The sequence below is a fragment of the Flavobacterium sp. genome (assembly GCF_043722275.1).
In the GTDB taxonomy this organism is placed as follows: domain Bacteria; phylum Bacteroidota; class Bacteroidia; order Flavobacteriales; family Flavobacteriaceae; genus Flavobacterium.
The window spans coordinates 22145-37437 of record NZ_JAYSPC010000002.1 but is presented as its reverse complement, the minus strand read 5'-3'; the positions used below and the strand labels follow the sequence as shown (position 1 = coordinate 37437).

12 protein-coding genes are annotated in these 15293 nt (G+C 33.8%); 3 read left to right on the top strand and 9 right to left on the bottom strand.

Annotated features, from left to right (window positions below):
• The first annotated feature begins 88 nt into the window (after positions 1-88).
• On the top strand, positions 89-997 hold the full coding sequence (locus ACHZDT_RS00155; RefSeq protein ID WP_394772633.1) for a helix-turn-helix domain-containing protein: 909 nt from the start codon (positions 89-91) through the stop codon (positions 995-997).
• A gap of 88 nt (positions 998-1085) precedes the next feature.
• On the top strand, positions 1086-1925 hold the full coding sequence (locus tag ACHZDT_RS00150) for an SDR family NAD(P)-dependent oxidoreductase (protein WP_394772632.1): 840 nt from the start codon (positions 1086-1088) through the stop codon (positions 1923-1925).
• 371 nt (positions 1926-2296) lie between these two features.
• Here the strand turns inward: ACHZDT_RS00150 and ACHZDT_RS00145 are convergent, their stop codons facing one another.
• From ACHZDT_RS00145 to miaB, 9 genes are all read right to left on the bottom strand, one after another.
• Entirely contained in the window at positions 2297-3499 is a 1203-nt protein-coding gene (locus ACHZDT_RS00145; protein WP_394772631.1) for an ectonucleotide pyrophosphatase/phosphodiesterase, read from the bottom strand.
• A 273-nt stretch (positions 3500-3772) separates the two neighbouring features.
• Entirely contained in the window at positions 3773-5401 is a 1629-nt protein-coding gene (gene groL, locus ACHZDT_RS00140) for a chaperonin GroEL (RefSeq protein WP_394772630.1), read from the bottom strand.
• An 80-nt stretch (positions 5402-5481) separates the two neighbouring features.
• The gene (gene groES, locus ACHZDT_RS00135) at positions 5482-5757 is read right to left on the bottom strand and encodes a co-chaperone GroES (RefSeq protein WP_007806577.1); all 276 of its coding nucleotides are present in this window, start codon (positions 5755-5757) and stop codon (positions 5482-5484) included.
• Between the two features lie 142 nt (positions 5758-5899).
• A complete protein-coding gene (secG, locus tag ACHZDT_RS00130; RefSeq protein ID WP_394772629.1) occupies positions 5900-6238 on the bottom strand; it encodes a preprotein translocase subunit SecG in 339 nt (112 codons plus the stop codon).
• Between the two features lie 3 nt (positions 6239-6241).
• Positions 6242-7837, bottom strand: a complete 1596-nt coding sequence (locus ACHZDT_RS00125; RefSeq protein ID WP_394772628.1) for a hypothetical protein — start codon at positions 7835-7837, stop codon at positions 6242-6244.
• A 92-nt stretch (positions 7838-7929) separates the two neighbouring features.
• A complete protein-coding gene (lptE, locus tag ACHZDT_RS00120; protein ID WP_394772627.1) occupies positions 7930-8451 on the bottom strand; it encodes an LPS assembly lipoprotein LptE in 522 nt (173 codons plus the stop codon).
• Positions 8452-8589: 138 nt separating this feature from the next.
• Complete coding sequence (locus tag ACHZDT_RS00115; RefSeq protein WP_394772626.1) at positions 8590-9846, bottom strand: sigma-54 interaction domain-containing protein; 1257 nt, start codon at positions 9844-9846, stop codon at positions 8590-8592.
• A gap of 178 nt (positions 9847-10024) precedes the next feature.
• Entirely contained in the window at positions 10025-10414 is a 390-nt protein-coding gene (locus tag ACHZDT_RS00110; protein ID WP_394772625.1) for a GxxExxY protein, read from the bottom strand.
• A gap of 45 nt (positions 10415-10459) precedes the next feature.
• Entirely contained in the window at positions 10460-11905 is a 1446-nt protein-coding gene (gene miaB / locus ACHZDT_RS00105; RefSeq protein WP_394772624.1) for a tRNA (N6-isopentenyl adenosine(37)-C2)-methylthiotransferase MiaB, read from the bottom strand.
• A gap of 871 nt (positions 11906-12776) precedes the next feature.
• On the opposite strand from miaB, the gene topA reads away from it, so the two are divergent.
• Positions 12777-15293, top strand: coding sequence for a type I DNA topoisomerase (gene topA / locus ACHZDT_RS00100; protein WP_394772623.1), 2517 nt, complete (start codon positions 12777-12779; stop codon positions 15291-15293).

Below are 15293 nucleotides of genomic sequence, written 5' to 3'. Positions count from 1 at the left end.
GGAACGCCCTTCGACTCCGCTCAGGGTGACACTCTATTCATTATCAAATTATCTAATTGTATTTGTTTGATTTTCGTAACTTTGCAAAATGAAACGCACAGAAACCCTCGAAGATTTTTACACGATAAAAATAAAAGGAATGCCCGAGAATCTCCAAAAAGAAATCGGACATTTTAATGTTTTTAAACTGGATGATTATGTTGGTTCTACTTGTAATCCATTGCCTTATACCCGAAAAGACTATTATAAAATAAGTTTAATCGTGGGCAGGAACAAAGTACATTATGCAGATAAAATTGTCGAAATAGAAGATCAGGCTTTATTTTTTGCCAATCCGCAAATTCCCTACAGTTGGGAACATATTGATGAAAACCAAACAGGGTTTTTCTGCATTTTTACTGATGCATTTTTTAGTCAGTTTGGGAATTTAAAAGAATATCCTTTGTTTCAACCTGGGGGAAATCCTATTGTTCCTGTTTCCAAAGAATTAGCGGAATCTTTAAAATCAGTTTATTTAAGAATGTTTGATGAAATAGATTCTGATTACGCTTTTAAATATGATATGCTTCGGAATCTTGTTTTTGAGATTATCCATTTGGCGCTAAAAACACAAACGTTAACTTCTTCATTATATAGTAAATCAAACGCTACGATTAGGGTTTCTTCCTTGTTTTTAGAATTACTGGAACGCCAATTTCCGATTGAATCGATATCTCAGCAAATTAATTTTCGTTCGCCTTCAGAATTTGCTAATCAGTTAAATGTACATGTCAATCATTTGAATAAAGCTTTAAAAGAAACGACAGGAAAGACAACTTCGCAGATTATATGCGAAAGAATTATTCAGGAAGCGATGATTTTACTCAAACAAACCAATTGGAATATTAATGAAATTGCGTGGTGCCTTGGATTTGAAGAATTATCTCATTTTATCAATTTCTTCAAGAAAAACACTCAGCTTTCCCCAAAAGCATATCGTGTAACCGAAATTGTTTGATTTTTGTAACTTCTTGTTTGATTCCTTTAATTTTGGATAACGATTCCGCCTATACCTTTGTACCATAATTAAATCTAAAAATAAAATCATGGAAAATAACAAAGTTTGGTTTATAACAGGAGCGTCAAAAGGTCTTGGATTAGTATTGGCTAAAAAATTATTGGCAGAAGGTAAAAAAGTAGCGGCAACATCACGAAGTGAAGAAGCTTTAATTAAAGCAATTGGAAGTCCATCTGAAAATTTTCTTCCTTTAGAAATGGATTTGACAAATGAAAAAAGCGTTAAAAATGCCATTGAAATAACCGTTAGTCATTTTAAAACAATTGATGTATTGGTAAACAATGCAGGTTACGGTTTATTAGGAACTTTAGAGGAATTAACTGATGCCGAATCAAGAAAAAATTATGAGATAAATGTTTTCGGATTATTAAATGTAGTCAGAAATACAATACCGTATATGCGTGCAAACAAATCAGGGCATATTTTTAATATATCTTCTATTGGCGGATATAACGGAGGTTTTCCGGGTTGGGGAATCTATTGTTCTACAAAATTTGCAGTTGCCGGTTTAACCGAGTCTTTGGCTGCCGAAGTAAAAGAATTTGGCGTAAATGTAACTTTAGTTTATCCGGGTTATTTCAGAACTGATTTCTTAGCAGATAGTTCTTTACTATTACCATCAAACCCAATTGCAGAATACAAATCGGTTAGAGCATCTGAAAGTGCTCATAAAGATGATATTGACGGAAATCAACCCGGAGATCCTGAAAAATTAGCAGTTGCATTAATCAAAATGAGTCAAGAGAAAAATCCTGCGTTGCATTTATTCTTAGGACAAGATGCTTATAATATGGCAAACCTGAAAATTGAAAACGTTCAAAAAGAATTAGAGAACTGGAAAGAAGTTTCTGTTTCAACAGGATTTTAATGAGGTAATTAGAAAATTAGAAAATGTGTCAATTAGATAATTAGATAATGAATGGCTTTATTTTATAATTGATTTTGAAACTAATTGAATTGCCTCCTGCTTTGGCTGGAGGAAAATAATAAATTGAAAAATGGCTTTAGCCGAATTTAAAATTCAGCTAAAGCCATTTTTGTATATAACTTTTTGCAGAGATTCATATTATGTCTTATGCATGCCGGAGACGCACTGCTGTGCGCCTCTACAATTACGGAATTCGAATATTATCGAATTACTGTACGCCTTTGCAATTAACAAGTAAACCCGACAGGTTTTAAAAACCTGTCGGGTTTGTTGCTTATGATTATTGAGTAATTATCTAATTTTCATATTATCTAATTTTTTAGCATCGATTGTACTTCGCTAAACTTGCCATCAACTTCATCAATTTGCAAACCTAATATATGGGCAATCAAAGGATAAACAGAAACATTTTGAAATGACTTTACCTCTTTGTCAACTTTAAATGCAGGACCTTTTGCATAAAAAATAGCTTGCATGTCTTTGGTTTTATTGTCGTAGCCGTGCGTTCCGCCTTTTATATTCTGGGTTTTTTCACTAACTAAACTATATCCTTTTTTAGCTTCAATTACAAAATCCTGCACACGCGGATTAGTTCCGTAATGCAACCTTTTAGGAACCTCGCTGGATTTCCAGAATTTAATATGTGGTACTTTTTTTAATGCGTTTGCAATTGAATCCTGATAACCCGGTTTTGCCTGTAAACTCATAATTGGGTTAATTACGGCTTTGTATCCTAACCATTCGGGTTTTAAATAATCTAAAATGGCTACTTTTTTATCATTACTAATATTCGTCATTCCGTGATCTGAAACAATAATTAAATTGATTTCTTTTCCAATAGATAATTGATTCAATTTAGAAGATAATTGCCCTATAAGTGAATCCATCCTTTTGATTACTTTCTCGTTCTCCGGAGAAAGCGGACCAAAATCATGTCCGGTATGATCCGGTTCATCAAAATATAAAGTGACTAAATGCGGACGTTGTTTTTCAGGAAGCTGCAACCATTTAATAACCGTATCAATTCTGTTTCCGTATGGGATTTTGTCATTATATTCTTTGTAATAACTTGGTCTTTTTTTATCAGTATCAGATCCCGGCCAGAAAAACGAAGCTGTTTTTATACCTTGTTGTTCCGCCACATTCCAGATTGGATTTCCACCATAAAATCTGGAATCATTTTTTGCATCGGTCGATAATGCAAAAGATTCATTTAAACTGGCATCATAAAATACATTGTTAATAATCCCGTGATGATCCGGATAAAGTCCCGTAACTATCGAATAATGGTTAGGGAAAGTTTTACTAGGGTAGGAAGGTCGCATTGATTTAGCATGAACGCCTTCTTTCGCAATTTGGTTTAAATTTTGAAGTTTAAAATGTTTCGCATAATCCCAACGGAATCCATCCATAGAAACTAAAACTACATAAGCGTCTTTGTTGGATTGAGAATATGTAAAAGTGGTAAGAAGTAAGAATGTAAAGGATAATAATTGAGTAGTAAATTTTCTCATTTTGCAATTTTTAATAAAGGTGTAAAGTTACTGATAAACGATTTTTTTATTAGAAAGAGAATGTTAAACTAAAGAAAAGTTTGCTATCAAATAATGAAAAAAGTTTGCCATGAATTCCCCTAATTTCCACTAATTTTTAAGCAAAACTATTAGAAAAATAACTCGTGCTAATTCGTGAAATTCGTGACGAAAAAAAATCTTTTTAATCTATATCGATAGCAAAAAAAAACGCCGGATCAAATCCGGCGTTTATAAATAAGAAGTATAAAATGATTACATCATTCCTGGCATACCGCCACCCATTGGCATTCCGCCTCCGTTTTCTTCTTTAATATCAATTAATGCACATTCTGTAGTAAGGATCATTCCGGCAACCGACGCAGCATTTTCTAACGCTACACGAGTTACTTTTTTAGGATCGATAATTCCAGCTTTAAGCATATCTACATATTCATCAGTTTTAGCATTGTAGCCAAAATCACCAGAACCTTCAGCAACTTTTGCTACAACTACAGAACCTTCAAGACCTGCATTTTCAACAATAGTTCTTAATGGAGATTCAACAGCACGAGAAACAATCTGAATTCCAGTTGCTTCGTCAGCATTATCAGCTTTAATGTCAGCTAATGCCGCTTTTGCTCTTAATAAAGCAACACCACCACCGGCAACAATTCCTTCTTCAACAGCAGCACGAGTTGCGTGTAAAGCATCATCAACTCTGTCTTTTTTCTCTTTCATTTCAACCTCAGATGCAGCACCAACGTAAAGAACAGCAACACCACCAGCTAATTTAGCTAAACGTTCTTGCAATTTTTCTTTGTCATAATCAGAAGTTGTAGCTTCCATTTGACCTTTAATTTGGTTTACACGATTTTTGATCATGTCAGCTTCACCGGCACCACTTACAATTGTAGTGTTATCTTTATCGATAGAAACTCTTTTTGCAGTTCCTAACATTTCAATAGTTGTATTTTCAAGAGTATAACCTCTTTCTTCAGAAATTACAGTTCCACCAGTTAAGATTGCGATATCTTCTAACATTGCCTTTCTTCTGTCTCCAAAACCTGGAGCTTTTACAGCAGCAATTTTAAGAGCACCTCTTAATTTGTTTACTACAAGAGTTGATAGAGCTTCTCCGTCAACATCTTCAGCAATAATTAATAATGGTTTTCCGGATTGAGCAACTGGCTCTAAAACAGGTAGTAATTCTTTTAAAGAAGAAACTTTTTTGTCATATAATAAAATGTATGGAGAGTCTAATTCAACTTCCATTTTCTCAGGATTTGTAACAAAATAAGGAGAAAGATATCCTCTGTCAAACTGCATACCTTCAACAACATCAACATAAGTTTCAGTTCCTTTAGCTTCTTCAACAGTAATAACACCTTCTTTTCCCACTTTTGCAAAAGCAGTAGCGATTAGTTCACCAATTACTTCGTCATTATTTGCAGAGATAGAAGCAATTTGTTTGATTTTATCAGAATCGCTTCCAACCACTTTAGCTTGTTTAGCAAGGTCAGCAACGATAGCTTCAACAGCTTTGTCGATACCACGTTTCAAGTCCATAGGATTTGCACCTGCAGCAACGTTTTTCAAACCTTCTTTTACGATTGCCTGAGCTAAAACTGTAGCAGTTGTAGTTCCGTCACCCGCTAAATCATTAGTTTTAGATGCTACTTCTTTAACCATTTGCGCGCCCATGTTTTCTAATGGGTCTTTTAATTCGATTTCTTTTGCAACCGAAACTCCATCTTTAGTAACTGTTGGTCCACCAAATGATTTACCAATAATTACATTACGACCTTTTGGTCCAAGAGTTACTTTTACAGCATTTGCTAATGCATCAACACCACGTTTTAATCCGTCACGTGCTTCAATATCAAATTTTATATCTTTTGCCATTTTTTTATGTTTTATTTTGTTTCAAGTTTGAAAGTTTCAAGTTTCAAGTTTTTATTACCCCTTCGGGGGTTAGGGGGATTTTAGATAATTGCAAGGATATCATCCTCACGCATAATCAAATAATCAGTTCCTTCAAGTTTTAATTCTGTTCCTGCATATTTACCATAAAGAACAGTGTCGCCAACTTTTACGGTCATAGTGTGATCTTTAGATCCATTTCCTACTGCAACTACAGTTCCTTTTTGTGGTTTTTCTTTGGCAGTATCTGGAATAAAAATCCCTGACGCAGTTTTAGTTTCAGCTGCAACAGGCTCAATAAGTACGCGGTCTGAAAGCGGTTTAATGTTTAAAGTCATGATTTTATATTATTAATAGTTTATATTTTTTTAATGCTAAAATAACTTTCAGAAATTGTGCCATGCTGTGAAAACTGACATTTTTTCTTAAAAAAAATGCCAGCTTTGACAGGCTGGCATTTTATATTTATTTCAAAAAGTATTATTTAGCTGCAGGAGTTGCCGGAGCAGGTGTTTGTTGAACCGGAGCTGCTGGTGTATTAGCAGGAGCTTCTGTTTTTTCAATAAGTTTAGAATCAGTATCGCTTAAAGATCCTGTAAAGCTTAAACTTGAAAGTAAGATTAAAGCAATCAAAATAGTAGCTAATGTCCAAGTACTTTTATCTAAAAAGTCAGTTGTTTTTTGTACTCCACCTAACATTTGAGTTCCGCTAATTGTAGACGACAATCCGCCTCCTTTAGGGTTTTGAACCATGATTACTACGATCAATAGAAAACAAACTATTGTCATTAAAACTAAAAAAATTGAAAATGTGCTCATTGCTTAATTATTATTGTTATTTTGTTGTAAAATCTTTATATCCGAAATACGGTCTGCAAAGAAACTAATTTTTTCTGGATATTTCAAAATTAATATTTCATATGCTTGTATTGCTTTTGTATATTTCTTTTGTTCTAAATATACTCTGGCCAAAGTCTCTGTCATTAAGTACGAATTATCTTCTTTATTAAGGTCAAATTGTACCGCTGGAACTATTGCAGTTTGTTTAATGGGAGAAATTTTTGGGTTTGTTTCAATGAATTTATTGATTATTTCTGCTTTTTTCTTTTTCTCATCAACAATTATTTCAGCTTCAACTTGTGGATCAGCTTTTTTTTTGGCTTCTTCAGGACCTTCAGTTCTGTCAATTGGTTCTGTTCGTGCTAATTGCAGCCATTCCTGAAAAGAGTGTTTTTCATTAACAGAAAAATCCAATGGTTTTCCAATTTCCAGATTTTCTTCGGCAATTTTTACCGCTTCAGGAACTTCAATTTCTTTAGGTGTTTCTGCTATTATTGATTTTTCAAAAGTTAAGGTAGTCGCTTCTTCTATTTTAAGATTTTCTTCAGCAGTTTTCACAACTTCAGGAAGTTCAATTTCTTTAGGTTCTTCTGGCGTTAGTGGTTCTTCAAAAGTTAGGTTTGTTGATTCTTCAATAGAATTTAATATCGATTTTTCGATAGGATCAATCCTGATTTCCGGAATTTCATCGTCTACTATTTCTTCAAAAAAGGTTGGCATAGTTTCTTTAGGAGTTATAATAGGTTCTTCAACAATTGGCTCTGTTTTTTGCTCTTCGATTTTTGTAGTTTCTACAAAAGTTATATTTGTCGCTTCTATAATAGAATTTAAAATAGATTGCTCAATATTTAGATCAATTGGTTTTTCTTCTGTTTTTGCAGGTTCTTCAACATTAGTTGACGTTACTTCCTTAAAAGTATCTAAAATTTCTTGCTCAGAAACAGGTTCAATTATAGTTTCTTCGATTTTTACAGATTCTTCAAAAGTGTTTGGTATTACTTCTTTAAATGAATCTAAAATTAAATCTTCAGTAATAGGTTCAATTTTAAGTTCTTCGATTTTTAAAGGCTCTTCAAAAGAGGCTGGTGGCGCTTGTTCAAAAGAGTTTAAAATAGATTGCTCGTTAAGTGGTACACCAGGTTTGTCTATTGTTTTTACAGGCTCTTCAAAAGTTACGTTTGTTGCTTCTCTTATAGAATTCAGAATAGATTGTTCAATAGGATCAATTCGGGTTTCAGTTGTTTTTTTAATTTCCGAAAATGAAATAACCTCACTGTCGACCACTTTTATTTCTAAAAGATCCCTCAATTTTTGATCATAATATTCACTCTGAATAGATGTAAAATCTTCTGATGTGATGAAATCAAATAAAACCGCACGATCAGATGTATGTGCAGCTGTAACCTTTAGAGCATAATTATACTTAAAGCTATTTTGACTGTAAAGACCTTTTAATCGTAATGCTCGTGCACTTTGAAAATACGGAAATTCATTCAAAACACTTCCTAATGCATCCGCTTGCTTTTCTGTAATAGCATCGGGTTTGTTCATTAAGTAGGTATAATCAGTTACATTCATTTCTTATTGTTTAATCGTTTTTTGTTTAACTGTTTAGTCGTTTAAATGAATCGATTAAGCAATTTAACCGATTTCAACAAATAAACAATTTTTTACCATTTTGCCAATGATTCATTAAAAATATCCTGCGTAATTCTTTCAAAAATAGTTTGAAGCGCCGTATTTAAAATAGCACCGGTTGGTAAACCAGTTCCTGGGAAATCGTAATAGAATTCGAATGATTTTTCGAAATCATCTGTTTCTTTCTTTTTATTCGTAAATCTAACATTTACCCGAATCGTCAAACGGTTTTGAGCTGCCCCGGCTTCACCCCCTGTTGTAACAGCAGTTGCTGTCATAGGAGTGGTTCTGTAATCTGTAATTTCTCCTTCATAAACTAAATCGCCACTTTCGCTAACTAAGTTTAAATTCGTTTGATTTTGAATTAAATCCTGTAATGCCAACGTAAATGTTCTGTCAATTCCAGGTTCAATCAAATCAGCATTGTTTTGAAAAAAGTTAACCTGAAAAGTTTTGGCGTCAATTTTACCAGTTTGTCCGGTAAAGTTGTAAACTCCGCAACCGCTTAACATAAAAAGGCTCATTAAGGCTAATAAAGAATATATTTTTTTCATAAAATCTATGGTAGTAAATTCCAATTTTTTAAATTCCAAATTCCAATGTTTAGTGGAAATTCCAATTTTTTTCAAATATACTAATTTGGAATTTGGAATTTATTTTTTGAAATTTAAATGGTGAGATTTCTTTTTTATTTATAAATCAAATTGTTTAATTTTTCGATACAAAGTACGTTCCGAAATACCTAATTCATCAGCAGCAGCTTTTCGTTTTCCTTTATTTTTTTCTAATGATTTTTTGATCATTTCGATTTCTTTTTGTTCTAAACGTAAAACTTCTTCTTCCTCAATTGTTTCGGCAAATAAATAATTATCGTCCTGTATCTGATAATTATCTTCGCGGGTTGCAGGCGCCATTACAGCAGTTCTTGGTTCTTCTTCAAAATCTATTTCACTTTCATTTTCCTGCGAACCATATATTTTCTGAATCAAATTTGGGTTGATATCCTGAACTTTTGATGATCCGTTTTTCATTAATTCCAAAGTCAGTTTCTTCAAATCATTCAGATCACTTTTCATATCAAAAAGAACTTTGTACAAAATGTCTCTTTCGGTACTAAAATCACTTTCCTTTTTCTTATCATTAATTACCGATGGTAAATTACTTCCCTCAGTTGGTAAATACGAGCGTAAAGTAGCCAAAGTAATATCGCGATTAGTTTCTAAAACTGAGATTTGTTCCGCTACATTTCGCAACTGACGAATATTTCCGTTCCATCTGAATTTTTGCAAAAGCAGAACCGCATCATCATCTAACTTTAACGGAGGCATTTTATATTTATGCGCAAAATCGGCAACAAATTTTCTAAATAACAAATGTATGTCTTCATTTCTTTCGCGCAATGGCGGCAAAGTAATTTCGACAGTAGTCAAACGATAATACAAATCCTCACGGAATTTTCCTTTTTCAATAGCATTGAATAAGTTCACGTTTGTTGCCGCAACAATTCTAACATTTGTTTTTTGAACCTGAGACGAACCTACTTTTATAAATTCACCATTTTCCAGAACACGAAGCAAACGCACCTGAGTTGTTAAAGGTAATTCTCCAACTTCATCCAGGAAAATTGTTCCACCATCGGCAACTTCAAAATAACCTTCACGTGTGCTTGTAGCACCTGTAAAAGCACCCTTTTCATGCCCAAAAAGCTCACTGTCAATTGTTCCTTCCGGAATTGCTCCACAGTTTACAGCAATATATTTTCCATGCTTTCTATGCGAAAGCGAATGAATTATTCTTGGAATATTCTCTTTACCAACACCACTTTCCCCAGTTACCATTACCGAGATATCAGTAGGGGCAACCTGAATGGCTTTCTCAATGGCGCGATTTAATTTCGGATCATTCCCGATAATTTCAAATCGTTGTTTTATTGCTTGAACTGTTTCCATTTATGTTTGTTTCAAGTTTTGTTTGTTTCAGGTTTCAAGTTACGGAATGTATGTGAGTCTTAAAAACCAGAAATAATATTTTTATTTTTTATGCCACTCCCGATAGCTATCGGGATAAAATGATTAGCACGAATTTTTTAAATCAACCACAAATTACACAAATTTGCGCAAATTCATTTTAAGAATTTATTAATCGTTTATGTACTAATGATTTGTTTTGAAAGTTTGCAATTATCCCTACTGGAGTATCCGCAAGTTTCATGTAATTTAACGTTTGGGCAAGATGATCATTGCTAATTTCTTTTACGGATTTTACTTCTAATATTATATCGTCATAAACGATAAAATCCGCATAAAATTTATGAGGCAAAATAATTCCTTTATATTCTATTGCAAACTCCTTTTCTCGACAATAAGGAATTCTATGATTTTTAAATTCAATTTCTAAAGCGTCTTTATATACAATTTCAAGTAGTCCAGATCCTAATAATCTATGTACTTCCATACATATTCCAACAATCTTGTAGTTTTCGTTTTTCTTATAATAATATTCGTTTGAGTCAGGCATGGAGATTAATTTGTGAAAATTTGTGAAATTTGCGGTTAAAAAACTTTAATTCATTTCACTCAATCCAACAGCTTCTCCTTTTAAAGTCCCACTAGTACAACTGATTATTTTTACATTTACAAAGTCCCCAATATTATAATTCTCTTTTGGGAAAACAACCGTAATACTTTGAGAATTTCTTCCAGAGAATTCTTCGGTTGATTTTTTAGACACTTTTTCGACAAGAACTTCAACAACTTGTCCTACGAATTCTTCGCTTCTAAACCAGGCGTGTTTTTGTTGCAAATCAACGATTTCCTGTAATCTTCTAGCTTTCGTTTCATCGGTAACATCATCTTCCATTTTTCTTCCTGCCAGAGTTCCCGGACGCTCAGAATACGAATACATATAACCGAAATTATATTTCACATATTCCATTAAGCTCATGGTGTCTTTGTGATCTTCTTCAGTTTCTGTTGGAAAACCGGCAATCATATCCTGCGAAATCGAAGCATTCGGAATAATCGATCTGATTTTATCAATCAAAGTCATGTATTCTTCGCGAGTATGCAAACGATTCATTTCTTTTAGAATTCTGTTACTTCCGGACTGAACCGGTAAGTGAATGTGTTTGCAAATATTTGGATGTTTCGCAATAACGTGCAACACACTTTCGTGCATATCCTGCGGATTTGAAGTCGAAAAACGAATACGCATTTTAGGGAATCCAACAGCAACCATTTCAAGCAATTGATCAAAATCAACCGCTGTAGCTTTTTGCATATCCGAAGCACTTACAAAATCTTTTTTCAAACCACCGCCGTACCAAAGATAACTGTCAACATTTTGACCTAAAAGCGTAATTTCCTTAAAGCCTTTGTTCCATAAATCCTGAATTTCGCCCATAATACTTTGAGGTTCACGACTACGTTCACGTCCGCGAGTAAAAGGTACAACGCAAAACGTACACATATTATCGCAACCACGAGTGATCGAAACCAACGCTGTAATTCCGTTACTCATCAAGCGAACCGGCGAAATATCTCCGTACGTTTCCTCTTTAGATAAAATTACGTTAATAGCGTCGCGGCCTTCTTCAACTTCTGCCAATAAGTTAGGCAAATCTTTGTAAGCATCGGGACCAACTACAAGGTCAACGATTTTTTCTTCTTCTAAAAACTGACTTTTCAAACGCTCTGCCATACAACCCAAAACGCCTACTTTCATTTTCGGATTAATACGTTTTACTGCATTATATTTTTCCAAACGTTTACGAATAGTTTGTTCGGCCTTATCTCTGATCGAGCAAGTATTTACTAAAACTAAATCTGCTTCTTCAAGAATTTGTGTAGTATTGTATCCGTTTATTGATAAAATGGAAGCTACGATTTCACTATCCGAAAAATTCATCGCACAACCGTAACTTTCTATAAAAAGTTTTTTAGTATTTTCAGGTTTATTTTCTAAAACAAGACTTTCGCCCTGTTTGCTTTCTTCAATAATCTTTTCCATTGTATAATTTCAAAGTGCAAAGATAACGTAAATGCGATCAAAGTGACAAGATGGCAGAAAAGAAATTTTAGATTTTAGTCCCGACGCTTCGGGATTGATTTTAGATTGTTGATTAACGATTGTTGATAGATTAAAATATTTTCGAAACTTTGTGAACTTACCCTGAAATATTTCACCTCAAACTAACTTTGCGTAAATCTTTGTGAACTCTGCGGTTAATTTTTTGCCATAGATTAAAAATTAAAAAGATTCTCAAAGCTTTGTGAACTTATCCTGAAATATTTCAGCTTAAACTAGCTTAGCGAACTTTGCGTAAAAACTTTGTGAATCTTTGCGGTTAAATTTTTGCCACAGATTAAAAAGATTAAAAATATTCTCAAAGCTTTGTGAACTTATCCTGAAATATTTTAGCTCAAACTAACTTCGCGAACTCTACGGTATTTTTTTTTGCCACAGTTAAAAAGTTTTTTGCCACAAATTTCAAGTTTCACAAATTAATTCGTGCTAATGAAATTCGTGGCGGATATTTTTTTGTTCTAAGAAGCAATTTCCAGCTTTCCGTTTCAAGTCCTCATAAAAAACGCAAAGTTTCTAATGTTTTAAAAAGAGCTTCCGTTGGTCGCTTTTTTAAAACAAGAAACTTTTGCATTTTTTACTCCGGGCTTTTCACTACAATCCGGGCTAGAAAATGAGCTTTAAAAAGTATATTTCATTGGCATAATCCCTTAAAAGTTATACCTATATATATAATACGTATGAATACAGATAAATCTGTAATTTTAAGATTCATAATATTAAAATACCTCAAAAATGAAATAGCAAGGTTGATATTTAAAAAAAATAGATACTTTTGTTGCAGAAAAATAGAGCAATGGCAAAGAATTTAGTAATAGTGGAATCACCTGCAAAGGCGAAAACGATAGAGAAATTTTTAGGAAGTGATTTTCAGGTAGAGTCAAGTTACGGACATATAGCAGATTTACCATCAAAGGAAATAGGAGTAGATGTAGAGAATGGTTTCAAACCTAAATACGAAGTTTCTCCAGATAAAAAAGCCTTGGTAAGCAAACTGAAAACATTATCTAAGAATGCCGAAATGGTTTGGCTAGCGAGCGATGAGGACCGTGAGGGTGAAGCTATTTCATGGCATCTTGCGGAAGAACTAAAACTAGATATTAAAAAAACAAAGCGAATTGTTTTTCACGAAATTACAAAGTCTGCGATTCTTAAAGCAATCGAAAACCCAAGAGAAATTGATTATAATTTAGTAAACGCACAACAAGCACGTCGTGTTTTAGACCGTTTAGTAGGTTACGAATTATCTCCGGTTTTGTGGAGAAAAATTAAAGGAGGACTTTCTGCCGGACGTGTACAATCAGTTTCAGTTCGTTTGATTGTAGAGAGAGAACGCGAAATCCAAAACTTTAATGCAGTTGCAAGCTATTCTATCGTAGCCGAATTTGTAAATGAAGCAGGAAAAGCTTTCAAAGCCAAATTGCCAAAAAATTTCAATACTAAAAAAGAAGCCGAAGATTTTTTAAATAAAAACATCGGATCACAATATAAGGTAGCCGATTTAGAAACTAAACCTACCAAAAAATCTCCAACATCACCTTTTACAACTTCTACACTGCAACAAGAAGCAGCAAGAAAATTGTATTTGCCAGTTGGAATCACCATGCAGCTTGCACAGCGTTTATACGAAGCGGGACTTATTACGTATATGAGAACCGATAGTGTGAACCTTTCTAAAGATGCAATGGATGCCGCTGAAGCTGAAATCATAAAATCATACGGAAAAGAGTTCTCAAGACCCAGAACTTTCACTAACAAAAGTAAAGGAGCACAAGAAGCGCACGAAGCAATTCGTCCTACAGATATGTCTCGCCATACAGTAAATATCGATCGTGATCAGGCTCGTTTGTATGATTTGATCTGGAAAAGAACATTGGCGTCTCAAATGAGCGATGCACAATTAGAAAGAACAAACGTAAAAATTGAAGCGAATAATCACAGTGAAATTTTTACAGCTTCAGGAGAAGTTTTACTTTTTGAAGGTTTCCTAAAAGTTTATTTAGAAGGACACGATGATGATGAGGAAGAACAAGAAGGAATGTTGCCTGCATTAAAAGTAAACGAAAAACTGGTTAACAATTATATTACAGCTACAGAAAGATACTCAAGACCTCCGGCAAGATATACAGAAGCTTCTTTGGTAAAAAAATTAGAAGAATTAGGAATTGGACGTCCGTCGACGTATGCGCCAACTATTTCGACTATTATCAACAGAAATTATGTTGAAAAAGGGACACTTGAAGGTCAGGAACGTAATTATACACAACTTACTTTGCAAGCCAGTAAAGTAGGTGAGAAGTTGCTGAAAGAAAATACAGGTTCGGATAAAGGTAAATTAGTTCCAACAGATATCGGAACTATTGTTACAGATTTCCTGGTTAAGAACTTCGGAAATATATTAGATTATAACTTTACTGCAAAAGTAGAACAGGATTTTGATGAAATTGCCGAAGGAAATATTGACTGGGCAGTTATGATGAAAGAATTCTATGATAAGTTTCACCCAAATGTAAAAGAGGTTGAAGCAAATGCAGAACGTGAAAGCGGAGAAAGAATTTTAGGAAAAGATGCTGACGGAAGACAAGTTTCTGTTCGTTTAGGAAAATTTGGACCAATGGCTCAAATTGGAGAAGCAGATGATGAAGATAAAAAATTCGCAAGCTTAATGTCTGATCAAAATATTGGAAACATTACCCTTGAAGAAGCTTTGAATTTGTTTTTATTACCTAAAAACTTAGGAGAATATAAAGGAGAAGAAGTAGAAGTAAGTAATGGTCGTTATGGTCCCTATGTTCGTCACGGAAGTGTATTTATTTCATTGCCAAAAGGAGAAGATCCGTTAAGCCTTTCAAAAGAAAGAGCGCAGGAATTAATTGACGAAAAAGCAATTGCCGATGCTCCAATCGCAGTTTACAAAGGCGAAGGCGTTCAGAAAGGTGTGGGACGTTTTGGTCCGTTCATCAAATGGAACGGTATTTTTATTAATGTAAGTAAAAAATACAATTTTGATAATTTGTCACAACAAGAAGTTGAAGAACTAATTGAAGATAAATTACAGAAAAACATAGATAAAGTGCTCCATAATTGGGAAGACGAAGGAATTTTGGTTGAAAAAGCACGTTGGGGGCGCTCTGTTATTACAAAAGGCAAAATCAAAATTGAATTAAGTAAAGATGTTGATGCAACAAAATTAACATTGGCTCAGGTTCAGGAAATGATTGCGGCTAAAACACCGGCAAAAAAGACTCCAGCAAAAAAAGCAACAACCGCTAAAAAAGCTCCAGCTAAAAAAACAGCTGCTAAAAAGAAATAA